This window comes from Desulfothermobacter acidiphilus (genome assembly GCF_052073645.1).
In the GTDB taxonomy this organism is placed as follows: Bacteria; Bacillota; Desulfotomaculia; order Desulfotomaculales; family Ammonificaceae; genus Desulfothermobacter; species Desulfothermobacter acidiphilus.
Genome location: NZ_CM125440.1, coordinates 796,197 through 819,226, shown reverse-complemented (window position 1 = coordinate 819,226; position 23,030 = coordinate 796,197). Strand labels below are relative to the sequence as shown.

The 23,030-nt window shown below is 62.0% G+C and carries 17 protein-coding genes; all 17 read right to left on the bottom strand.

Translation table 11 applies throughout. From position 1 onward, the window contains the following. Positions 1-2: 2 nt before the first annotated feature. Complete coding sequence (locus tag ACTLLP_RS04210; RefSeq protein WP_441061103.1) at positions 3-584, bottom strand: anthranilate synthase component II; 582 nt, start codon at positions 582-584, stop codon at positions 3-5. Continuing rightward, the gene (trpE, locus tag ACTLLP_RS04205; protein ID WP_441061101.1) at positions 581-2,029 is read right to left on the bottom strand and encodes an anthranilate synthase component I; all 1,449 of its coding nucleotides are present in this window, start codon (positions 2,027-2,029) and stop codon (positions 581-583) included. The genes ACTLLP_RS04210 and trpE overlap by 4 nt, the downstream gene beginning before the upstream one ends. A gap of 249 nt (positions 2,030-2,278) precedes the next feature. Beyond that, positions 2,279-3,019 carry a DUF4198 domain-containing protein gene (locus ACTLLP_RS04200; RefSeq protein ID WP_441061098.1) on the bottom strand — a complete coding sequence of 247 codons (741 nt, stop codon included), beginning with the start codon at positions 3,017-3,019 and terminating at the stop codon, positions 2,279-2,281. A 141-nt stretch (positions 3,020-3,160) separates the two neighbouring features. Beyond that, positions 3,161-4,453: an FmdE family protein gene (locus ACTLLP_RS04195; protein WP_441061096.1), complete on the bottom strand. Its 1,293-nt coding sequence runs from the start codon at positions 4,451-4,453 to the stop codon at positions 3,161-3,163. A gap of 12 nt (positions 4,454-4,465) precedes the next feature. Further along, a complete protein-coding gene (gene cobN / locus ACTLLP_RS04190) occupies positions 4,466-8,416 on the bottom strand; it encodes a cobaltochelatase subunit CobN (RefSeq protein WP_441061093.1) in 3,951 nt (1,316 codons plus the stop codon). A 12-nt stretch (positions 8,417-8,428) separates the two neighbouring features. After that, positions 8,429-9,985, bottom strand: coding sequence for an ABC transporter substrate-binding protein (locus tag ACTLLP_RS04185; RefSeq protein ID WP_441061091.1), 1,557 nt, complete (start codon positions 9,983-9,985; stop codon positions 8,429-8,431). After that, positions 9,986-11,011, bottom strand: a complete 1,026-nt coding sequence (locus ACTLLP_RS04180) for a class I SAM-dependent methyltransferase (protein ID WP_441061088.1) — start codon at positions 11,009-11,011, stop codon at positions 9,986-9,988. It abuts the gene before it with no gap. Positions 11,012-11,034: 23 nt separating this feature from the next. Continuing rightward, positions 11,035-12,564: an ABC transporter substrate-binding protein gene (locus ACTLLP_RS04175; protein WP_441061086.1), complete on the bottom strand. Its 1,530-nt coding sequence runs from the start codon at positions 12,562-12,564 to the stop codon at positions 11,035-11,037. A gap of 15 nt (positions 12,565-12,579) precedes the next feature. Then, positions 12,580-12,978 (bottom strand): TrmO family methyltransferase domain-containing protein, encoded by a 399-nt coding sequence (locus tag ACTLLP_RS04170; protein WP_441061084.1) that lies wholly within the window; start codon positions 12,976-12,978, stop codon positions 12,580-12,582. Between the two features lie 16 nt (positions 12,979-12,994). Continuing rightward, entirely contained in the window at positions 12,995-13,948 is a 954-nt protein-coding gene (locus ACTLLP_RS04165; protein ID WP_441061082.1) for an ABC transporter ATP-binding protein, read from the bottom strand. Beyond that, the gene (locus ACTLLP_RS04160) at positions 13,945-14,922 is read right to left on the bottom strand and encodes an ABC transporter ATP-binding protein (RefSeq protein ID WP_441061079.1); all 978 of its coding nucleotides are present in this window, start codon (positions 14,920-14,922) and stop codon (positions 13,945-13,947) included. The genes ACTLLP_RS04165 and ACTLLP_RS04160 overlap by 4 nt, the downstream gene beginning before the upstream one ends. 12 nt (positions 14,923-14,934) lie before the next feature. Continuing rightward, entirely contained in the window at positions 14,935-15,846 is a 912-nt protein-coding gene (gene nikC, locus ACTLLP_RS04155; RefSeq protein ID WP_441061077.1) for a nickel ABC transporter permease subunit NikC, read from the bottom strand. A gap of 5 nt (positions 15,847-15,851) precedes the next feature. After that, positions 15,852-16,790: a nickel ABC transporter permease gene (nikB, locus tag ACTLLP_RS04150; RefSeq protein WP_441061075.1), complete on the bottom strand. Its 939-nt coding sequence runs from the start codon at positions 16,788-16,790 to the stop codon at positions 15,852-15,854. Positions 16,791-16,841: 51 nt separating this feature from the next. Then, on the bottom strand, positions 16,842-19,178 hold the full coding sequence (locus ACTLLP_RS04145) for a copper amine oxidase N-terminal domain-containing protein (RefSeq protein ID WP_441061072.1): 2,337 nt from the start codon (positions 19,176-19,178) through the stop codon (positions 16,842-16,844). A 256-nt stretch (positions 19,179-19,434) separates the two neighbouring features. After that, positions 19,435-21,135, bottom strand: coding sequence for an ABC transporter ATP-binding protein (locus ACTLLP_RS04140; protein WP_441061070.1), 1,701 nt, complete (start codon positions 21,133-21,135; stop codon positions 19,435-19,437). After that, positions 21,132-22,001 (bottom strand): ABC transporter permease, encoded by an 870-nt coding sequence (locus ACTLLP_RS04135; RefSeq protein WP_441061067.1) that lies wholly within the window; start codon positions 21,999-22,001, stop codon positions 21,132-21,134. The genes ACTLLP_RS04140 and ACTLLP_RS04135 overlap by 4 nt, the downstream gene beginning before the upstream one ends. Positions 22,002-22,015: 14 nt before the next feature. Further along, the gene (locus ACTLLP_RS04130; protein ID WP_441061064.1) at positions 22,016-23,002 is read right to left on the bottom strand and encodes an ABC transporter permease; all 987 of its coding nucleotides are present in this window, start codon (positions 23,000-23,002) and stop codon (positions 22,016-22,018) included. Positions 23,003-23,030 lie beyond the last annotated feature (28 nt).

Genomic DNA, 23,030 nt, shown 5'->3' with positions numbered 1-23,030 from the left:
CCTCACTCCCTCAAAGCTAAGAAGTTACTCAGGAGCTCCTTACCGTACTGGGTAAGTATAGACTCCGGATGAAACTGAACCCCCTCCACCGGGTAACAGCGGTGCCTGAGTCCCATGATTTCCCCTTCTTCGGTCCAGGCGCTCACCTCCAGTTCGGAAGGCAGGCTACCCGGATCTATCACCAGAGAGTGATAGCGGGTGGCAATGAAAGGCGAGGGCAGGCCGCGAAAGATGGTCTTACCGTCGTGCAGAATGGGCGAGGTCTTGCCGTGCATGAGCCGAGGAGCTCGCACCACCCGGCCGCCAAAAGCCTGCCCAATGGTCTGGTGTCCTAAGCAGACTCCCAGAATAGGGAAACGCCCGGCACCGCGACGCACCAGGTCCAAGCTTATGCCCGCCTGGTCAGGCGTGCAGGGGCCGGGAGAGAGGACCAGGTGGGTGGGGCGCTTGGCCTCCACATCTTCCACCGCGAGGGCGTCGTTGCGATACACTTCCACCTCCGCCCCTAACTCGATCAGATACTGCACCAGGTTGTAAGTGAAAGAATCGTAATTATCGATCAGCAACACCCGCGCGCGTTTCAAACCCTTACCTCCTCTCTCAGCGTGGCCAGCAGAGCTCGGGCTTTGGCCCAGGTTTCCTCCAGCTCCCGCTCCGGTTGCGAATCGGCCACGATACCGGCCCCCGCTTGCACGAATACCCGACGCTGCCCAAAGACCATAGTGCGAATGGTGATGCAGGTATCCAGGTTGCCGGAGAAACTCAGGTACCCCACGGCACCGGCGTAAATGCCTCTCCGGGTGGGCTCCAACGCTTCGATCAGCTCCATGGCTTTGACCTTAGGAGCTCCGGTAACCGTGCCAGCCGGAAACGAAGCCTTGAGAGCTTCCAAAGGCGAGAGGGTGGGAGCGAGTTTTCCCTGCACCTCGGAGACCAGGTGCATAACGTGCGAATATCTTTCCACCCGCATGAACTCCGTTACCTGCACTGTGCCCGGGCAGGCTATCCGGCCTATATCGTTCCGCCCCAAATCTACCAGCATCAGATGCTCGGCTCGCTCTTTGGGATCAGCCAAGAGCTCTTGCTCCAGCTGGGCATCCTGCTCTGGATTTGCCCCCCGCGGCCGGGTGCCGGCTATGGGTCGGGTGGTGACCACCCCCTCCTCTACCCGAACCAGCATTTCTGGCGAGGAACCGGCCACCACCGGCTCGCCAAAGTCCAGGTAAAAAAGGTAAGGAGAAGGGTTGAGTGCGCGCAGGCGCCGATAAGCGGCGAAGGGATCGGCGGGAAAGGGTAGCTCTAGGCGTTGGGAAAGCACCACTTGCAAGGCATCGCCGGCTGCTATCCGCTCTTGCAACAGTTCCACTGCAGCGCAGAAGGCCTCCGGCGTGAAGTTGGAGACCGGTGGTGGCAGGTGAGGAGAAATCGGAACCTCATACCCGCCGGTGACCGGCTGCTCGAGCAGGGCTAGGGTCGCTTCGATGTCTTGCAACGCCTGCCGGTATTCCCGGTCGGGATCGCCTGCTGGCAAGGTATTCACCACGATGGTCAACTCCCGGCGCACGTGGTCGAAAATAAGTACCTGCCGGGCGAAAAGGAGAAAAAGGTCCGGGAAATCCAGATCGTTCACCGCCTTCTCCGGCAGCTTCTCCAGATGACGAACTAGATCGTAGCCGAAGTAACCCACGGCACCGCCGTAAAAGCGGGGCAGGTCGGGCAGCGAGGGGCCTCTAAATTGGCGCATGAGGCGTTCCAGAATGAGGAAGGGATCGCCTTTCACTTTCTGGCCCCCATACTCTACCTCCTGCCCCCGGGCCTGGAAGGTTAGAAAAGGGCAAAAGCCCAGGAAACTGTAGCGTCCCAAAATTTCCCCTCCGGCCACGCTTTCCAGCAAGTAAGCCGGACGAGGAGCCAACTTCTTGTAGGCACCGATGGGGGTATCTAAATCGGCCACCATCCGCCGGTACACCGGTACCACCGGGTAAAGTTGCGATAAGCGACGGTACTCCTCGATCGCTGGTGAAAGCATTCGCTCGCTCGCCTCCCTTTTTTTGGCGCCTGGAAGAGGAGAAACAAAAAACCGGTGCGAAGAAGCTCCCGCACCGGCCTCACTGCGTTGCCAGGCTCGAGCTCGCCTCGCCTCTACTACTCTCCTCTCGTCTCCGCCTCAGCTAAAGCATATGAAATTTTGCAGCCAAGGTTTACCCATTGGCGAAATGGTAACACGGCTCACTGGGAAAAGTCAAGCAACCTTCATAAAAATGCGCGTAAAATTCTCTTACCGGATGCCGTAAAAGCTCAGAGTGGCGGTGTAGATTACCTTCTCGTACTCCCCCTCTTTGCCCAGGGTGTCGTCGGTGTGACGCACGTAAAAGAGCCAGTGCCCCGGCTGGTCCAAGGTGACCTTCAGCTTCCCCGCGGAGTCGGCGCGGCGGGTCCAGGCCCAATCCTTCTCTTCCCGCAAGCTCCAGTTGGCCTTGACCTCCGCCCCCGGCAGAGGCTGGCCCCGGTAGTAGATCTCCAGCACTAAGTCGCTTCCCAACTGGTGGGGGCCGGGAACGGCCACCAGCTCCAGCTCGTGCCCCAGCCGCACGGGCGACGCCGGGATTACGGCCGTTTCTTCCTCGTGCAGATGCCCCACCTGCACGAAGGTCTTGGCGTACTGGTGATAGTAGCTCACTTCTTTGGCGTCGGGGAAATCCCGGCGCGTGCCCTGGCGGAAAAGTCCGCCTTTCAAGGCGATGGCGCCTACGTCGTTCTCCACCGTCACCGCCCAGAAGCCGTCCTCGTCGGGAACGAACTTCACCAGGTGAAAGGTGTTGTCTCCCGCGGTGACCGCCAGGTTGAGGCGCTTGCCCTCCGGTTTGAGCACCCAGGCGGAAAGACGGTTTAAATCTGCCAGGCCGTCCGGCCGTCCCGCGTGCCCGTAAAAAACGCGGCAGCGAGTTTCCGTTCCCATGTGAAAATGGCTGGCCTCTGGTATCACCCAGATCTCGTGTCCCTGAACCACTCGCAGCATGGATTGCTCCCCCTCCCGGTTTGGCGTCATTGGTTCAAGAAGAACTCCTCCTAGCAGCTTTTCTCCCCGGAGAGAAAAAATTCCTTCCCGGGCATAAATGTTTCATCTTTTGGCCCCCACTACCCGGTGGGGGCCAGAAAACTATTGCTGCCACAGTCCCAGCTTGACCAGAGGATTCGTTCCCGGCTGGGCGTAATCGCTGGGCACCTCGCCCGGGGCCAGCTGGAACCGCTTGATTTCGGTGACGAAGAGCTCCGGGCGATCAAGGTATTGGAGCAGCCAGAGGTCCAATTTCAAGCGGCTCTCCCAGGGAAAACTCTTCGCCATATCGACACCGCTCTGCTCGTAAGCTTTGCCGAAGTCGAAGGCCAGTACCAGCCCTTCTCCCCGTTGCTGCGCCGGGTGGTAACGGAAGTAAATGCCGGCCAAGTTCTTGGCCTCCGGCTTGAGCCGGGCCTTAGCGGCCTCGTTCATCGGAATCACCGCCATGCCCCCCTTGCCCGGGGTGGTGTTGAGCACGACTTGCAGAGCGTCCTCCTTACACCAAGGTGGAAGGGCCAGCACGTAGTAGCTCTCCCCCGGAGAAAGAGGGAAGTTTCGCTTAAGGTACTCGGCAATGAGGTAGCCGCTGGTAACACCGGGGCAAAGATGGTCGTGGAAAAGAGCCGATTGGATGAGCTCCGGCGGAGCACCGTGCGCCACCAGATTGGCTATGGTCACGATGCCGAACTCGAAACCATCAAAGATCTTGGCCTGCACCTTCTGGTTCCACTGCTGCGGATGGGATAAAAGATGTTCCGCCGCGATATTCTCGCAAGCCACTTTGGACCAAAGCGCCGCCTGCCCGAGCGGCTGGTCAGCGGGCCGGTTCAAAAGCTGGAGCGCAACGGATCGATCCAGTTCCAAGAAGACCCCTTGGCCGCTTTTCTTGTCCCAGAAGAAAAACCACAAGGGGCGCGTGTCAGCCGTGTGCACTCGCAGCAGGTTACCCTTGCCCTCGGTGCAAGCGGTTAAGGCCATGAGGCCGTCGAGGCAAGGTAGGGTGGATTTTCCCCCCGGGTTAACGTAGCCGGCGTTGGTAAGCACCAGTAAGTCGCGGGAAGCGCCCAGGTGAGAAAGAGCTTTTTTAGCCGCCTGCTCCCCTACTCCCCGCCAAAAGAAATAGCTGGGCTCCGCTCCGGGCGGAGGAGCGGGGAAAACCACCTCCGCAACGTGCCGATCCGGATGCCAATTGACCGCGCCTCCCAAAACTTCCACCAGCGCGCGCAGGGGGACCAGAGTTCTTCCCCCAGAAATTACCGGGGAGGTGTCGAAAGCCACTTCCGGCCCGTTAACCAGCACCTTGACCGGGAAAAATTGTTGCGCCGCGGCGTACACTCCTCCCACCAACAGCAGCGCTAACCCCGCCAGCATAGCCACCAAACGAAGCCGCATAATATCCACCTCCTATATGGTCGGGCCTTTCTTCGCTTGCCTGCCGCTTCGAAAGACTAACGCGGGAACCTCGTTGGCTCGCCCAGATTCCAACTCCCGCCGCACTTCCGCTAGCTTCTCCGCCCATCCCTCCATCTCCCCGAGTGCGCGCACCTCCACCGCCCCGCCCTGGAACTCTCCTTTCACCTCCCCCATGCGCTCTTCCAGCCAGCCCTCGATTTCCAGATAGACCTCCTTGAGCCGGGCCAGGAACTCCGGATCGGCCTGCCAGAGTTCCCGGCTGGCGGCCTCCAGCAGCCGCCGTGCGATCTCCTCCAGCGCCCAGGGGTTGTTTTCCTGGAAGAACTTGCGGTTCTCCTCGTCCAAGACGAACTTTTGGGCGATCCCGTCGAAGACCCAGTTCTCCACCTGGCGGGTGGTGGCCTGCCAGCCGTACATGTGGTTGACGCGGCTGGAGATGTCCCCCGCTCCTTTGTAACCGTGGCGCTTCTTGCCCTCGATCCAGGCCGGGTTTAAAAGCCGGGTGTGGGCGATGCGGGAAAGCTCCTCGCGTAAGGTGCGGATCACCGGCCGGTCGGGATCGTGGGTGGCGCCGAAAAAGGTCTTGGGCTCCTGCCCGGAGGCCACTTTGGCCGCTACGGTGAAGCCGCCATGCACCCCGTAGATGTGGCAGCAGTCCAGAAGGTCGATTTCGTCCGAGTCGAACTTTTCGAAGGTGACGCTTACCCGCCGGCACCGGTCCACCAGCTCGGCGGGCGCCTTGCGGGCGTAAACTCCCTCACCGTAGGCGTAGCCCGTCCAGTGGAAATAGACCTCCGCCAGGTCCTGCTCTTCTTTCCAGGCGGAAGAGGCCACCGCCAGCTCTACACCCGTGCCGTAAGTCCCCGGAGCGGAAGAAAACACGCGCAAGGTGGCCAGCTTCCGAGCTTCCTCCTCCCCGTGCTCGACCCGGAGCTCGGCCTCCCTCTCCAGCACGTGCTTGCGCACGAAGTTCTGCTCCGGCGGCTCCTCCAGCTCCGCCACCATCTTCACCGCCTGGTCGATAAGCTCGAAAGCCCTGGGCATCCCGTCGCGCAGGATGGAAGAGAGGTTCACCAGGCAGTCGATGCGGGGACGCCCCAGCTTCTCCAGGGGAATGGGTTTGAGCGACACCACTCGTCCGGCCACCCAGACCGGCTCCACCCCGAGGGTATAGAGGATCTGGGCGATGAGCTCCCCGTCAGCCCGGAAGGGGTCCATGGCCCGCAGGGTGAAGCCTATGGTCTCCGGATAGGAGCCGTCCTCGCCCCGGGAGCGGGCCAGGAGCTCCTCCGCCAGCCGCTTCCCCACCTCCCAGGCGGCCGCGGTGGGAATGCGCCAGGGGTCGATGGAGTACATATTGCGCCCCGTGGGCAGGACCTCCACCTTGCCCCGGGCCAGTGCCCCGGAGGCGCCGGGAGGGATAAACTCACCCGCCAGGCCCCGCAGCAAGTTTTCCACTTCATCGGTCGTGCGCCGCACAAGAGGCACAATGCGCAGGGCTTTGGCCAGCACCTTGGTCAAAGAATCTTTGGCACCATCATCCAAGGAAAGGCCCCGCTTCCGGGCGAAGCGGGAAAGGCACTCCCGGGCTTGGGCCAAAGCCTCGTCCACCGCCTCTTCCGGCAGGTTCTCCACCCTGCCCAGGATCTCCTTGCCCAGCTGATCAATTTCCTCCAAAAGTTTCCCGTGGCTCACCCCGGCCGCGGGGAGGAAAGCCTGCGGCTCCTTGAGCAGAAGGTCGTAATCCAGCCCCAGGTACCGGGCCAGAACCCGTCGCCAAGAAGGGCAATCGGGCTGATCCAGCCGCAAAACAGCGTTTAAGAGCTCGGCCAGGGCCTCGCCTTCCGGCGCCTCGCCTATGATGTGCAGACCGTCTCGGAACTGGCTCTCCCGAAGAAGAGTGAGCTTTTCGTGCAAAACCTCGGGGTCTGGAGTCTCGTCCTCGGCGCATAGGCCGGCCCTCCGCGCTTTTTCCGCCATCTGCGCCCGGATTATCTCGGCACGCCCCTTCTCCTTGAGGCTTACCGCCTTCTGGTAGTCTTCCAATAACTCCTCCAGGTCGGCGAGATCCCCGGAAAGGCGCATACTGGCCAGAACCGGCGGCAGGTGGTCAACGATGACGGCAGCCGAGCGGCGCTTGGCCACCACCGCCTCCATGGGGTTGGTCAAATTGTACAGGTAAAGGTGGGGTACCTTGCCTAGAGAAATGCGAGGGAAGCAGGCTTCGGACAGGGCTGTGGTCTTTCCGGGCAAGAGCTCCAGCACCCCGTGGGTGCCCACGTGCACCACTACGTCGGCGCCGAACTCCTCTTCCAGCCACTTGTGCCAGGCGATCCACTGGTGTGGCGGCGGTACATCCGGATCGTGAAGGATCTTGCAGACTTCCCCGTCGCACTTGGAGCCGGCGCAGCCCCGCTTGGGCTGTACCCCGATAAACACGTTGCCGCTGACGATCCCAGGGATGACTACCTGACCCCGGTAAAGGCCCAGGGCAAGCTTCTGCACCCCGGAAGCCCTCTCCGCCTCTCGCGGGTCTCCCCAGGCCGCCGCCACCTTCTCGCGGGCCTCCCTCGGGAGCTCCTCAAACCACTGCAGGTACTTTTCCAAAGGAACCAGAGCCGCCGCCCCGCCCTTTTCTACTACCTCCTCCAGCGTGGTCCAGCGGAAGTCGGGGAGCGCTTTCCTCCCCAGGATGGCTTCCGCCAGCTCCCGCCCGCTCTCCGGCACCCAGTCCACCCGGTAGCCTTCCTCCTCCAAGCGCTTCAAAATACGGGCCAAGCTTTCCAGGGAGTCCAGCCCGAAGGCCGTGCCCACCGTGGCCTCCACGCTCTTGCAAGGAGAGTTGAGGAGGATAAAAGCCACCTTCTTCTCGCAGTTGGGCTTGCGCCGGAGCTTTAGCCAGTGGAAAAGCCTATCGACCAGGTAACTCACCTGCTCCGGCAGGGGGCGGGCGCGGGGGAACTCCCCTTCATCCTCGGCCACGCTCACCAGCCAGGGCTCGATGAGCCCGTCGAACTCCGGCAAGGTGATGCTGATGATCACCTGCGGTAAATTCAAGCCCTGCGGGTCCTCTTGCCACTGGGCTTCCGTTTGCCGGGCCGCGTGGATCATCTTTAAGATGGGCACCTTGAGTTCTAAGAGCACGTCTTCCACCGGCTCGCGGTTCACCGCCACCTCCCGCCGTGTCTTTAAGAAAAAGGCGCTATAGGCTATCAGGGCCTCGATGATCGGCTTCCCATTGCGGAAGAAAAACTGGCGGATCACTTCGTCGTTTCTCACTTGCCCGAACCAGCCGTCGCTGAAGACGGGTATTACCCCGGCCCCGCGCCTTTCGATCTCCTGAATGATGGCATCGTACCCCGCCAGGTTCTCCTCTACCCAGAAGACGCGGGGGAATAAAAGCCCCACCAGCGGCCGTCTCTCTCCGTACCAGGCCAGGTACTCCTCCAGCGAGGTGAAGCAGCCTTGGGCCCGATGGTGATAGATCCCCGCCCAGGGAAGCTCCTGGGGAGCAGGGGCGGAGCCGGCCGGCATCCTGCCCGCCAGCTCCCCCAGCCACCTGAAGAAGGCCTTGAGGTTCTCCTTACCCCCATAGAGGTGGTAGGTGATCGCTCGCTGGGCCGCCTCCGGCGCCACATTGCCCAGGGTGGCCACCTCCCTGGTCACCGGCACCAGAGGTTGCGAAAGCTCTTTCTGCCAGCGGCCGAAGAGCTCCCCCAGGGCTTTAAACTCCGGCGGGAAGCTGAAGAAGACGGCGTCCGCCTCCTTTTGAGCAAACTCAAGCCATTCCGGCGGGGGAAGGGGCATACCTGCCGCCGGTGGCTGAGAGTAGCGAAACTCTATCGGCAGCCCCGCCTCCGCCAGCTCGGCCACCGCCTCCTGATAAACGCGGCCAACGGCGCTGGGGCCGTAAATTACCCGAAAACCAGCGATTTTAAGCATTTCTCCACCTCCCTAGCTCCCCAGGGAAATAGTGCGCAGGTAAGAGTAGGTCCCGGGCATGCCCCCCTCCAGCACGAAGCCCCTGAGATCTTTTCTGGCCACCGTCACCGCCTCCTGGTTATAAAGGAAGATCCCCGGCGCCTGCTCCTTCAGGAGCTCCTGCAGCCGGTAGAAGAGCTGCCGACGCGCCTCGGGCTCGACCGTGCTGTAGAGTTTGTTCACCAACTCCTGGATCTGCCGGTTTTCCAGCACGCAGTACTCCGGGTGCTGGGTGCCGAAGTAGTAGCCGAACCAGGGGGTGGGATCGTTGTGGGGGCAGATGCCGCCCATTTCGATGAGGTCGTAGTTCCGCTGCTTTAAGGCATCGAAACGGGCAGCGGACTCCAGCACCCGCACCTCCACGTCGATGCCGACCTTCTTTAAGTCCGCCTGCACCGCCTCGGCGATAGCCTTGCCCTCCTCGTAGAGGGTGGAGGCGATAAGGGTCACCCGGAATTTTTTACCGTTCTTTTCCAGCACACCGTCGCCACCGGGCTTCCAGCCGGCCTGGGAAAGGAGCTCCCGGGCTTTGTCCGGGTTGTAGGTGTACCACTCCAAATCGGGCTTGCGGATGTACTCGTGGGCTGGGGAAGAAAGGGGCCCTTTCAAAGCGGGGGTGGCAATCTCCCGGCCCACCACCGACTCGATAATGCGCTTGACGTCCACCGCGTAGCAGACCGCCTGGCGCACGCGCAGGTCGCTGAAAGGCTCGCGGTAGGTGTTGAAGGCTATCCAGTTCATGCAGGGGCTGGCCTTGCGGTAGATAGAGAACTTGCCCGTCTTCTCCATCTCCCGGATGGCGTTCACGGGAAGGTAATCGGCAACGTCTATCTCAGCGCTTTGCAGGGCCATGGCCCGGGTCTGGTGGTCGGGGATGACCTTGAAGACGACGGTTTTGATTTTGGGTTTGGTTCCCCAGTAGTTTTCGTTGCGCTCGAAAATTAGCTCCTGCTCCTTCTGCCATTCTTTGAAAACGAAGGGACCGGTTCCGATAGGCGCTTTGAACTTGCCTTCCGCATCGAAGGAGGTGGGGGAGAAGATCTCCGCCGTGGTCAGATCGTAGGGGAGGATGGCGTAGGGGCGCTTGAAGACCAGCTTGACCGTGTAGTCGTCCGGCGTCTCTATCCGCTCCAGCGGCCAGAAGATGCGCTTGCTTTTGGCCAGGTACTCCAGGGAAAACTTCACCGCCGCCGCGTTGAAGGGAGTGCCGTCGGAGAACTGGACTCCTTTTTTGAGCTTCACGGTCCAGGTCTTCCCCTGATCATCCGAGCTCCAGCTCTCCGCCAGCCGCCCCTTGAGGTTGAAGTCCTGATCCAGATAGAGCAAGGGCTCATAGATCAGGTAGCGCTGGGGATCGGGGCCTCCCTTGCCAGAAACACCGGGATCGAGCGAGGCGATGTCTTTCCGGATGCCCACCTTGATCACTTCCCCGGCGGCCTTGGGCGGCTCTTGTCTGGCCCCGCAGCCGGAAAGGAACAGGCCGATTGCCAGAAGTACCGCTAGTATCCAGTGGACTTTCTTTCCAGCCATTTACTCCCCCTCCTTGCGGGCAATGATGATGGTGGAAGCGGAGTCGCCCACGGGAATTTCTCCCTTCACGGCCAAGCCGAGCTCGGTCAACATCTCTGTCATTTCCCGGCAGGTGCAGACGTGCGAGGCCGGGTTGCCTAAGGCCAGCAGCAGGGCGAAAAGGGCCGCTCGCTCCGGGCGGGTGCGGGTATCGTCCAAAAACCAGTGCTTGGTGAAAAGGTAGCCGCCGGGCTTCAGCGCCCGGTAGACCTTGGCCAGCACTTCCCTGGTCTTGGCCGGCGGGCCGTAGAAAACGTCAAAGGTCAAAACTATATCCTGCTCCCCAGGGAGTTCGTCGGCGTGAAAGTTGCCGGGGAGAAAGTTGACCTCTGTGCCGTACCTCCTGGCGTATCCCCGGGTAACCTCCTCCACGTGGGGCAGATCGAAGACGGTGACCTCCAACTCCGGCTTGAGCTCCTTAAGAGCGATGGCGTAAAGCCCGTGCCCTCCTCCCAGATCCAAAAGCCTCCGCGCCCCGCCCTGGCCTAGATGCTCGGCCACCAGCTCCACCGTGGCAGTGAAACCCTTGTGGCTCAGCGTAGCTTGAGCCATGGCGTGGATAAAGGAAGGGTTGAACACTTCGCCGGGATTGCCCGGCCGCCGCATGGTATCTCCTTTTAGCCAATCCGAGATTCGCTCCCACTGCCGGCGCCGCTCCGGCGCTAGCTGCAGCCGCAGCAGATCTTTCTGACAAAAGCAGCTCTGCGAGCAGAGAAAGGTCTGGGACAGGAGGCTGTTGCCGTAAGCCTCTCCTTCTTTCTCTAGCAGGCCCAAGGCTGCCAGGGCGTCGAGCAACAGCTTCAGTCGTTCCGGCAGCACCTCGAACTCCGCCGCCAGCTCTTCCAGCCTCCTGGGGCCGGCGGCCAGCTTGTCGAAAATCCCCAACTCGAACGCCTGGGCCAGCACCAGGGAGCGCTGGTAACCCCTGGCCATCTCGGCCAGAGCCTCTCCCCCTACCGGGGGCAGGAAAGCATCCAAACAACTCATTCCCTCTCCCTCCTCAGAGCGCCTCATTCTATCCACGTCCTTTCCAGGCTTGGCTTGAAGAAGGGGTCCAGCGTTAGACCCTGTACTTCTTTTCTGGTGGCGTAGAGGCAGAGGTCGTGGTAGAGAGGGCACAGGGGAACCTCTTCGGCCACCAGCCGCTGCAGCCGGTCGTACAACTCCTTTCTCCTGGCCGGATCGAGCTCGGCCGCCGCCTGCTCCACCAGCCGGTCCGCCTCCGGGTTCCGGTAGCCCAAACCCCGCTCTCGGTTCATCGACCCCCGTGAATAAATCCACCGGCCGAAGAAGAAATCGGGGTCTCCGGTCATCAAGGTGTAAGGGGTCAAAGTAAGGTCGTATTCGCCTCTTTTAAGCGCCTCCTTCCAAGCGCCCATTTCCAGCAGCTTCAGCTCCACCTCGAAGCCAAGCTCTTTGAGTTCTGCCTGTAAAACTTCGGCCAAGGATCTGTAAGGCCAGCGGTTGGCCAAGGAGGAATTGACCACCAGCAGCACCTTGCGCGGCTCTTTGCCTTTAGCTTGCTCGGCCAGTTCGCGGGCCTTTTGCTTGTCCGTTGTCCACAGCCCCTTCACCACCCAGCGCCGGGCCAGCGGCGTGAAGAGGGTGTCCGCCGGCTCGCCATAGCCGCCCAGCACCTCTTTAACCAGCTGCTGGCGGTCTACAGTCAGGCTCACCGCCTGGCGAAGGCGCACATCGTTAAACGGGGGCTTCTGGTTGTTGAAGAGCAGGTAGTGGGTGGTGGTAACCGGGCGAGAGAGTAGAACCAGGCGGGGGTCGCCCTGGATTATCGGAGCCTGCTCCGGCAAGACACCGCCCACATCGGCTATAGCCTGGATGGCGCCGGTCTGCAGGGCGGCCAGGCGGGTGGAGGGATCGGGGATAACTTTAAAGGTCACCTTTTCCAGCCTGGGTCTGCCCCGCCAGTAGTCGTCGTTGCGCACCACGGTCAGGGCCTCGCCCTTTTTGTACTCGGCGAACTTGAAAGGACCGGTGCCGTAGGGGTGAAGAATCTTCCCCTCGGCGTCGAAGCTCTGGGGGCTGAAAATGGGACAGCCGTGGTAGGCCACTTTGGCCGGAAAGGCGGGCTCGGGCCGCCGGAAAACGAACCTCACTTCCCGCTCGCCCACCGCCTCCACCCTTTCCAGCTGAGCAAAGGTGCCGTACTCGTCCAGCTTGGGGTGGCGGGATATGCGCCGGACGCTCTCCACCACTGCCCGCGCGTCCAGCGGGGTACCATCGTGAAACTTGATGCCCGGGCGCAGATGAACAGTCCAGACCTTTCCGGTGTCGTCGGGTACCAGCTTTTCCGCCAGGTGAGGCACGGGCTCCAGATCCTCGTTGAGAACGGTCAAGCTCTCCCATATGCCGGTGCTGCCGTGGGCAAAGCCGGGGCTCTGCTCCCCCGCATAGAAGTCCCGGCCGGCACCGATGACCAGGCTTTGCTCGCCTGAGGGAGCAGGCTTCGGCCGGCCGCAACCGCCCAGGAGGACCAGAAGCAGGATTGTCAAGCTTACCAAAATTTTTCTTACACGCGCCACAAGTTTGCGCCTCCTTCAGAAGAGAAAATGGGGCTTGATGTCCAGCACCGGCGAGCCGGAAAGAGCGTCTAGGCCCCGAACCAGAAGAGTGCTCCCTTCCAGGTCGATTAGCTGAACTACAGTGATGGCTATGGGGTTGGGGCGCAGAGGAGCTCGGCTGCTGAAGACGCCGTGCAGTTCCAGCGACCGGTCCCTTCCCCGGGGCATCGTTTTCGCCAGAATGGGTTTGAACTGCAAAGTGTCCCGGTCATTTTCGCTGTGGTGCAGCCACCAGACGATGGTAAGGAAAAGGTGATCCTCGACCCCCGCCAGCCCGGGAGCAAACTCGTCGTAAACGATCACCTCTTTGATCCCCTTTCCCCGACTCCGCCCGACTTCTCCTATGGGCCGGACGACGAACTCTCTTTTTATCAAGCGGCCAACCTCCCTCTCAAACGACCATGTGGCAAGCCACTAGATGCCCTCCTTTTATTTCTCTCAGAACCGGTTCTTCCCGCCGGCAGAACTCCTGGGCCTGGGGGCAGCGGGGGTGGAAGCGGCAGCCCGGCGGAGGGTTGGCCGGGTCGGGCGGCTCTCCTTTCACTGCCGGCTCCAGCGTAGCCCTGTTTCGCGGGTCGGGCGGCAGCACCGAGCGCCACAGGGCGCGGGTGTAGGGGTGACGGGCCTGGGAAAGCGCCTCAGCCGACAGGATTTCCATGATCTTTCCCAGGTACATCACCGCCACCCGGTCGGCCAGGCAGCTCACCGCCGCCAGGTCGTGCGAGATAAAGAGGTAAGAGAGCCGGAACCGCTCCTTCAACTCCCGCAAGAGCTTCAGGATCTGCGCCCGGATGGAAACGTCCAGGCTGGAAACGGGCTCGTCGCAGACGATGAGCTTCGGCTGCAGGGCCAGCGCCCGGGCGAGGTTGACGCGCTGGCGTTGCCCGCCGGAGAGCTCGTGCGGGTACTTGGCCGCTTCTTCCGGATTTAGCCCCACGAGCTGCAAGAGCTCTCTTACCCGCTCCCGCCGCTCGGAGCGCGGCATACCGAAGTTGGCCAGGTGCTCCTCGACGCTGGCCCCCACCGTCCGCCTCGGGTTTAAAGAGGAGTAAGCGTCCTGGAAGACGATCTGCAGATGCCGGCGCCGCTCCCGGAGCTCCTTCTCTCCGCAGGTGGCGATATTTACGCCTTCAAAGATCACCTCCCCGGCGGTGGGCTCTTCCAGCCGCAATATCAGCCGCCCCAGGGTGCTTTTGCCGCAGCCGCTTTCCCCCACCAGGCCCAGAGTTTCCCCCGGCGCCAGGGAGAAAGAAACCCCGTCTACCGCCCGGATCGTCTCCCGCCGGGCCAAGCCTCTTTTCCTCACGTAGTGCTTGACCAGACCCTTCACTTCCAGAAGTTTCAACCTTCATCCCTCGCCATGTAGGGGTAGTGGCAGGCCACCAGCTGTCCCGGGGCTACCTTTAAAAGCTCCGGCCTCCTTTTTCGGCATTCCTCCCGTGCTTCCGGGCAGCGGGGGAGAAAGGGGCACCTGTCGTCGGGGAGGCCTAAAAGCGAGGGAGGTTGCCCCTCGATGGGCACCAGCTCCTCCCCTGGCCGGGGCACGGAACGGAGCAGGGCGCGGGTGTAAGGGTGAGCGGGTCGCTCGAATACCTCCGTCACCGGGCCGCACTCCACGATAGATCCGGCGTACATCACCGCCACCTCGTCGGCCATAGCCGCCACCACCCCCAGGTCGTGGGTTATGAGCAGAAGGGCCATTCCCAGTTCCCGCTGCAACCGTTTGAGCTCGGCCAAAATCTGGGCCTGCACGGTGACGTCCAAAGCGGTGGTGGGCTCGTCGGCCACCAGCACTCGCGGGCGCAAAAGAAGCGCCATGGCCAAGCTCACCCGCTGGCGCATCCCACCGGAGAGTTGAAAAGGGTAGGAGCGCATGAGCCTCTCCGGCTCGGGCAGCCCCAGGCGGTAAAGGAGCTCCGCCGCCCGCCGGTGGGCTTCTTTCCAGGGCAGGCCTTCGTGCGCCACCACCGTCTCCGCCAGCTGCAACCCCACGGTCAGCACCGGGTTTAAAGAGGTCAGCGAGTCCTGGAAGACCAAAGCCACTTCCTTTCCCCGCACCCGCCGGAACTCCGAGGACGCGAGCTTTAAGAGGTCGCGGCCGTCGAGCCAGACCTCCCCGGAAACGATCCTTCCAGGAGGCTCGACCAGCCGCAGGAGTGATAGGGCGGTGACGCTTTTACCGCAACCGCTTTCCCCCACCAGGCCCAGAGTTTCCCCCGGCGCCAGGGAGAAAGAAACCCCGTCTACCGCCCGGACGACCCCCTGGGAAGTGTAAAAATAGGTGGAAAGGTTTTTTACCCGCAAAACCGGGGCGGTCATTGCCTTGCCTCCTCAGAGCCTGGTGGTCAGGCGCGGGTCCAGCGCGTCCCGGAGACCGTCGCCCAGCAGGTTGAAGGCTAGCACCACCGTCATGATGCAAAGGCCGGAATAAAGGGTGAGCTGCGGCGCCACCTGGAGGTAAGGACGGCCGTCGTTGAGCATGGCCCCCCACTCTGGCGTGGGCGGCTGGGCGCCCAGCCCCAGGAAGGAAAGCCCGGAGATGGCCAGGATAAGCTTGCCCATATCCAGCGTGGCCAGAACGATCACCGGAGAAAGCACATTGGGCAGGATGTGCCGCACGATGATGCCCCACCGGGAGGTGCCGCAGGCCCGCGCTGCCAGGACGAACTCTTTTTCTTTCACCGCAAGGACCATCCCCCGAATGACCCGGGCGTACCCCACCCACCAAACCAGAGTCAGCGCCAGCATAACGTTCAAAAGCCCCGGCCCCAGGGTCCCAGCGATGACCAGCGCCAAGACCAGTCCCGGGAAGGCCAGCAGTATATCCACCAGCCGCATGATGAGGTTGTCCACCCAGCCGCCGCAGTAGCCCGCCAGAATGCCCAGGGGAAGGCCGAGGACCAAAATGGCCACCAGGGCCAGAGCCGCCGTGCTGAGCGAGACCCGGGCGCCGTAGATGAGCCGCGACAGAAGGCAGCGGCCCAGGTGGTCGGTGCCCAGAGGGTACTGAGCGCTGGGTGGCGCCAACCGGTGTTGCAGATCTACTTTCACCGGGTCGTTGGGGGCCAGGTAAGGAGCCAGGACAGCCACCGCCACCACGATCGAGAGCATAACCAGCCCTGCCAGGGCCAGCCGGTCGCGCTTCAACCTCGCCCAGGCGGAGTTCCCCCGAACCGCCGCTCCCTCTCCGGCAGCCCTTTCCCAGCACCCGGCACCCCTTTCCGCTTCCCTGACCAGCCCCATAACCTTTAGCTCCCCTTCCCCAGACGGATGCGCGGGTCGAGCAAAACATAAGACAAATCCACCACCAGGTTAACCAGCACGAACACCACGGACATGAAAAGGGCGTACCCCTGAATTACCGGGTAGTCGCGGTTAAAAATGGAGTCCACCGCGAACTTTCCCACCCCCGGCCAGGCGAAGATGGTTTCCACGATGACCGCTCCCCCCAGCAAGTGCCCGAAGCTCAGGCCCAGGAGGGTCACCACCGGCAGGAGGGCGTTTTTAAGGGCGTGGCGCCCGATCACCCACTTCTCCGGCAAGCCCTTGGCCCGCGCCACCTTGATGTAATCCTGCCCCAGCGCGTCCAGCATCCCGGCCCTTAAAATTCGGGCGTAGACGGCGGCCAGACCGAAGCCTAGGGTCACCGCTGGCAGCACCAGGTGCTCCAACCCACCTCGCCCCATAACTGGCAGCACCCTCAGCTTCACCGCGAAGAGGTAAATGAGCATAAGCCCCAGCCAAAACCCGGGAAGAGAAGCGCCCAGGAGAGCTCCCAGGCGGCTCAAGTGGTCGAGCCAGGCGTGGCGGTAAAGGGCAGAAAGAATGCCCAGCGGCAGGGCCAGGCAGAGCATGAAGAGCGTGGCCGCCAAAGCGAGTTCCAGCGTGGCCGGGAAGCGGGAGAGGAGCTCCTCCACTACCGGCTGCCCGGTGCGAAAGGAGCGGCCCCAGTCCCCGTGCAGCGCCCGCCACAGCCAGCGCCCGTACTGGAGGTAAAGGGGGTCGTTTAAGCCCAGCTCTTCCCGCAGAGCCTCCACCGCTTCCCTGGTGGGCTCTACCCCACCGGAACGCAGGATGAGCTCCGCCGGGTCGCCCGGCGCCAGGTTGATAAGCAGGAAGGTGACGAGAGAAACCCCCAGCATCACCGGGACAAGATAAAGGAGCCGCTTCAGGAGATAGCTCAGCAAAACTGCCTTCACCCCCAAGGGGTAAGGGCAGGAGGATAATCCCCCTGCCGCTTACTGGATCAACACCTGCCGGTGGATCTCATCCCATTCGGCCCCGAAGCCCAATGCCTGAGCCAGGAAGCGGTAGGGGAGCATGGTCCGCCCGTTAACGATCTCTGGCGCCGCATCCCTGGACACCTCCACTCCCTGCACCGTGTAGCTTTTCTCCCCCACCCGGAACAGCACCACCCTCCTGGGGGTGAGCAGGGTGACGGTGCCGGCTGCTTCGTCCCAGAGAATGTCGCTGTCCTTCAATCCCACGGCCCGGGCCAGGTAGCGCACCGGAGCGTACACCCGCCCGTCCTTTATGTAGGGGACCACATCCATTACTTCTTCCCTGTCGCCCACCAGGTACTTGCTGCTGCCCACGGTAAAGACCGCCCGCACCTTCACTTCCCGGGGAGCCGGGGTGAGGCACCGAGCTATCACCAGCTGGAGCCGGTTCTGCCGGTCGGCAAAGAGCTCCATGGTCTCGCTCAAGGCCGTTCCTTTAATTTCCAGATCCACCGGCCCCTCCGGCACGGTCCGGTCGGAGGTCAGGAGAATGTTCCGGACGATGAGGGTACCGCCCACCTTCTCCTTCTTGTCTCCCTTCCCCTCGGCAACGCCCGCCACGCTGGAACGCTCGATGGGGATCACCAGAGTTCGGTCGCCGTCCGCCAACTGGATGCCAGCCTGGTAGAGCTCCAGATCTCCGGAGGTCACTTGCACGGTGGGAAGCTGGGCGAAGCGCAAGCCGGGCGGGAGCTCGAGTTCCAGGTAGGCCCGATCTCCCGACGCGTCGCGCGCCCGCAGGGCACCGGGGAAGTTCTCTTTAACGGTCACTTCGCCCACCGGTTGGTCGGGAAGGCCGATCCGGATGTCCCCTCCGGCCGCGGCCAGGGTGACCGGCGAGCGGACCTGCGCCACCGAGGCGTTGCCGCTTAGGCGGGAGCACTTGACCGTCACCTTAATCTCCGCCGGAGCGTAAACCGCCAAGTCCACCGTGGCTCCTTCGAAGCAAAGGGAAAGACGGTCGGCCCCGGTGTTCTCTATCCGGTAGACGAGCGTTCTCCCCTCATTTTGCCGGTCGAGGAAGGTGAGGTTGGCCTCCCCGGCTTCGCAGAATACCTCAGGCAACCGGTTCCACTTGACCCCTTCGGGCAAAGTGAGGTGGAGGGAGCGGCCCGAGGGCAGATCGTTGGGCATCCCTTCCAGCACGGCAAAGCTCCCCAGCACCTGGTCGCGCCGTCCGGCTACCACCGTGGTCTTGCTCCGGGCCACTACTTTGAGGCCGGGAACCAAGTACTTGGCCACGGTGACCTCGGCCACCCTTTCCCCGCCCACGCCGGGATTGGTGCCGCCGTAAAACACCTTAACCTCGCAGCCCTCTGTCAGGTTCTTGTCCACCTTGACCGTGGCCTTGATCACCAGCTGACCGGGGAGTTTTCCTTCTCCCGGAGCACCGGGATCCGCGCTACTCCTCCCTATCTTGAGGTAGAGAGCGCTGCCACCGCTGGCATCGGTCTCCACCTCATAGCCCACGCTATCGGAGCCGAAGCCCCCCTGGGGGATGAGCTTCACCTGGTCCCAGACGAACCCCGGGCTCAAAGTGAGCTTCACCGTGTCCCGAGTCAGGAAGTTCTCACCGTTGACCCGCAGGGCGCCGGGCGCATCTTCCTTGAGAGTGATGTCGGCCAGAGATCCCCCGCTCTCGGTGATCTGGGTGGGAAGATCGGCACTTATGGAACTGCGGGCGGCCAGCTGCAACTTGGCCACGGTAACCGATCCGGAGGAGAAGCCGCTGCGCGAAGGGGCGTCCAGGGTGGCTTTAATGTCGAGGGGTTTAAACTCTTCCGCCGCCTGGGGCTGCAAAAGCACTTGGTCAAAGTAGATGGTGGCTTTAAAGCAGGTCTTGGTCGGTATCCAGTTCTTATTAACCTTGAGGGTGAAAGAAGAAGGGCTCACCGCCTGCAAGAGCATGTCGGGCCCCAGACCGGCCCAGTCACCGTAGCTGTAAACCTCTCGGTTTACAGTGAATCCATTTTCGTCAAACTCCGCCTTGTAAGTGGCGCCGGATACAGAATAGGGTAAATAAGTGGGTGGGAAATAAATCCTTATGCTCTTTAGCTTGACCCAGGAAGGAAGTGAAATCGTTACCCAGTCGTTCTCTTTAATCGACCCGGCGTTTTTCTCGCTTATGTAAAGCGCGCCGAGCTCCACCGTATTGCCCGCTTGCACCGTGTCCAGGAAAAGGTTAGGGCACCAGAGGGCGCTGTTGCTGGTCTCCGCCCAGGCTTTCTGGTTAGTGACAAATAAGGCCAGACAGGAAAGCAAAAAGGCAACGGTTAGAAGCAACGCTATACGCATAAAAACTTTCCCCTCTCCCCTACAAACAATTTTTGCTAGCCAAACCTATACACTTGCTCCGATCTTTTAACGACTTATTAATCGCGCTTTCTCGACAAAATACCACCTCCCCAAAAGCTAAAGGGACCACCAGCCAGTTAATTAATAGGGCCTTCGTGGTCCCTTTTGGTTTTAAATTCAATATTTAGTATCTAGCGACTAATTTTTTTTGCTTTTAAAGCCTTATTATCATACATCCTTTCTTTTTTCAATACATTTAAGCGCGAACGGCCGAAAAAGAGTTGTCACTCACGCCTGCCCCGCTGCCGATGGAGCACGCAAACGGAGATCTTTCCTCCAAAAGCCCGTTTTCCAGAACCAGCAGGCGCTCGGCCACCTTCAGGGCCAAAGTTACGTCGTGGGTGATCAGGAGCATGGCGAAGCCCCGGCTGTTCTGCAGGCCCTTGAGCAGGCGCAAAAGGTTGGCCTGGGTGGAGACGTCCAGCGCCGAGGTTATTTCATCCGCTATCAGCAGCTTGGGCTCCATCACCAGAGCGCGGGCGATGCACACCCGCTGGCGCTGCCCGCCGCTGAGCTCGCAGCAGAACCGGCCCAGGAAGCCCTCATCGATGGGTAGCTGCACAGCGGCCAGCGCCTCTTTTACCTTCTCTTCCCTCTCCTCCGGGGGGCCGAGGCGGTTGATATCTAGGGGCTCGCGCACCGCTTCCAGCACCCGGAAGCGGTGGCTCAGGGCGCTAAAGGGGTCTTGAAAGACGATCTGAATGCCCCCGGGACGAGAGCTCAGGTTGTTGCCTTTGAGCTTCACTCCTTGAAAGCGGACTTCGCCCGCCAGGGGCGTCAAAACTCCCGCCAGTATGTGAGCCAAAGTGGACTTGCCCGAACCCGAGCGCCCCACCAGGGCCACCGTCTCCCCTTCCCTGACGCTCAGATCGACCCCCTTCAGCACCTGTAGGCGCCTGCCCTGCGCCAGCTGGTACTCATGCCGTATCCCTTTAGCCTCCAGCAGGGTCACTATCCCGCCTCGGTGGCAGGCCACCCGGCGGCCACCAGGCAGAGGAGCCAGTCCCGGCGCTTCCTGTCGGCATTTCTCCACCGCCTGGGTGCAGCGGGGATGAAAGGCGCAGCCGGGGGGAAGCTTGAGGCCGGGTGTCTCTCCCGGTACACCCCACAGATCGCGGTAGGGGAACAGGTAGGGAGTGGAGCTGATGAGCCCCCGGGTGTAGGGATGCATAGGACGAGCTATAACCTCTTCAGTTGGCCCCTCTTCCACAACTCTGCCGGCGTACATAACCAGCAGGCGGGAAGTGAGGCGAGCCACGGCGGAGAGATCGTGCGAGATCAGAAGCAAGGAGAAGCCGTGTCTGTTCTGGAGCTCGGCCAGCAGACGCAGTATCTCCTCCCGGGAGTCGGGGTCCAGGGAACTGGTGGGCTCGTCCACCAGAAGGATCTCCGGCTCGCAGGCCAGGGCTAAGGCTAGGAGCACTCGCTGGCGCATTCCGCCGGAAAGTTGGTGCGGGTAGCGGCAGGCCCACTCTCCCCCTAGACCCACCATCTCCAGCAACTCCTGGGAGCGCTTTTCCGCCTCGCGCCGACCAAGTCCCATGTGGCGGCGCAAAGGCTCGGCTATCTGCTCGCCCACGCTCAGCATGGGGTTCAGCACCTCGGCCGAATTTTGAAAGACCATGGCGATGTGGCGCCAGCGGAAGAAATCTTTTTCTGCCTCGCTCAGCTCCAGAAGGTTTTTTCCCCGGAAGTTAACCGAGCCGGAAACCCGGGCCGTGGGAGGCAAAAGTCCCATGACGGCCAGGGCCAGGGTAGTCTTGCCGCACCCCGACTCCCCCACCAGCCCCACCGCCTCCCCTGCCGCCAGGGAAAAAGAGACTCCGTTCACCGCCTCGATCCGACCGCCTTCCGTGGCGAAGTGGCAGCAGAGCTTTTTCACTTCCAGCCGGCTCACACTCGCGCACCCCCAACACGCAGGCGCGGATCGGTAATCCGCTCTAGGTCCCGCCCCAGAAAGGTGATAGCCAGGAGAAGTAGGGTCAGGGCTAGCCACGGAGCCACCAGCCACCATTCCCAGTAGGGAGTGAAGAAGAGGCCTTTGAAGTTGGTGGCGTGATAGAGGATCTTGCCCCAGCTCTTCAGCGTAGGATCTCCCAGCCCAATAAATGAAAGCCCCGCCTCGGCCACTATTCCTCTGGCCGCCAGGCGCAAAAGGCTCACCAGCAGGACCGGCGCGAGCTCGGGGAGCAGGTGGCGGCGCAGGAGGTAGCCCGTGCGAGCTCCAAAACTTCGGGCCGCCACGAGGTAAGTTTGCTTTTTAAGAACCAGAACCTGGGAGCGAACGATGCGGGCCGGGCGGGGCCAAGAGAACAGAGCCAGCGCCAGAATGACGTTTTCCAGGCGAGCTCCCAGGAAGGCCGCCAGCAGGATAAGCAGAGGGAGCTGCGGCACGACCAGCGCGATGTCGATCAGGCGCAAAAGGAGACGGTCGAGCAACCCGCCGGTGTAACCGGCCAGAGCTCCCGCAGCCCCTCCTCCCAGGCCCGCCAGCAGGGCCACCCCGAAGCCCACCAGCAGGCTCACCCGGGCGCCGTAGCACATCTGGGCCCAGAGATCGACCCCCAGCTCGTCTGTCCCTAACCAGTGCTCCCAGTCGGGTGGAGCAAGAGGGGGCCCGGAAACGGCGTGAGGAGAGTAGCGGCTGATCCAGGGAGCCAAAATCCCCACCGCCACCAGGAAAAGGAGGAAAAACAAACTCACATTGCCGGCCAAGCTCAACGAAGGCCAGAAAAAACTTGCCCGGCGGCCCGGTGCCCGCATCGTCCTCTACCCCCTCAGCCATAGCGCGAGCGCGGGTCGAGATAGTGGCAGGCCAAATCGGCCAAGGCGTTGGCCAGCAGCACTGCCAGGGCCAGGACCAGAAAAATTCCCTGCATCAAAGGGTAGTCCTGCACCCGCACCGATTCCCGCAGCAGCATCCCCAGCCCGGGGTAGGCGAAGACGTTCTCCACCAGAACCGTGCCCCCCACCGCGGCCCCCATCTGCAGCCCCAGGCGGGTGACCACCGGCAAAAGCGCGTTGCGTAAAGCGTGGCGGTACCAGACCCGCCTCTCCCCTATGCCTTTGGCTCTCGCCGTGCGGATGAAATCTTTATTGGCCACCAGCAGAAGGGTGTTGCGGGTGAGCAAAAACACTCCGGTGAGCCGGACCAGGGTCAAGGCCAAAAGGGGCAGGCAAGCGTGGTGCAGCACGTCAATCGCCGCCTCCCACCAGCCCCTGTATTCCTTAAAAGGAGTCATGGCCCCAGCCAGGGGAAACCATCCCAACCCCACGGCGAAAAGCAAAAGCAAGAGCAATCCCAGCAAGAAAGAAGGGATTTCGGAGAAGCTGATCAGGGAGAACAGCAGTACCCGGTCGAGCCTCCCCCGGCGGTGCCGGGCGGCGAGGGTCCCCAGAAAAATACCCAGAGTCGCGCTTAAGAAGGTCGAGCCCAGGACCAGCAGCAGGGTCCAGGGCAGGCGCTTCAGCAGGAGCTGACCCACCGCTTCATGGTAATAAAGGCTCTGCCCTAAATCACCACGGCAGATTCCCCGCAGATAGCGCCAATACTGCTCCGGCCAGGGCCGGTCCAGCCCGTAGTAATGCAAGAAGTACCGCCTCTGCTCCTCCGTTAGCACCGCGTGCTCTTCCCCCTCTTCCGGGGAGGAGAGAGCCAGGAAGGGGTCACCCGGCAGGAGACGGGGCAAGGCGAAGTTGAGCGTGAGAATAAGCCACAAGGTGACCCCGTACTCCAAAAGCTTAAACCACCATCTCGAGCGCATGGTTTTCCCGCCCGGGAAAGATCGCCGC

Coding starts and splice junctions, on each gene's coding strand:
- nikC (WP_441061077.1), bottom strand. CDS start 15,846: ATGGGGCTGGTCAGGGAAGCGGAAAGGGGTGCCGGGTGCTGGGAAAGG.
- ACTLLP_RS04160 (WP_441061079.1), bottom strand. CDS start 14,922: ATGACCGCCCCGGTTTTGCGGGTAAAAAACCTTTCCACCTATTTTTAC.
- ACTLLP_RS04200 (WP_441061098.1), bottom strand. CDS start 3,019: ATGCTGCGAGTGGTTCAGGGACACGAGATCTGGGTGATACCAGAGGCC.
- trpE (WP_441061101.1), bottom strand. CDS start 2,029: ATGCTTTCACCAGCGATCGAGGAGTACCGTCGCTTATCGCAACTTTAC.
- ACTLLP_RS04135 (WP_441061067.1), bottom strand. CDS start 22,001: ATGCGGGCACCGGGCCGCCGGGCAAGTTTTTTCTGGCCTTCGTTGAGC.
- ACTLLP_RS04180 (WP_441061088.1), bottom strand. CDS start 11,011: ATGAGTTGTTTGGATGCTTTCCTGCCCCCGGTAGGGGGAGAGGCTCTG.
- ACTLLP_RS04185 (WP_441061091.1), bottom strand. CDS start 9,985: ATGGCTGGAAAGAAAGTCCACTGGATACTAGCGGTACTTCTGGCAATC.
- ACTLLP_RS04130 (WP_441061064.1), bottom strand. CDS start 23,002: ATGCGCTCGAGATGGTGGTTTAAGCTTTTGGAGTACGGGGTCACCTTG.
- cobN (WP_441061093.1), bottom strand. CDS start 8,416: ATGCTTAAAATCGCTGGTTTTCGGGTAATTTACGGCCCCAGCGCCGTT.
- ACTLLP_RS04195 (WP_441061096.1), bottom strand. CDS start 4,453: ATGCGGCTTCGTTTGGTGGCTATGCTGGCGGGGTTAGCGCTGCTGTTG.
- ACTLLP_RS04145 (WP_441061072.1), bottom strand. CDS start 19,178: ATGCGTATAGCGTTGCTTCTAACCGTTGCCTTTTTGCTTTCCTGTCTG.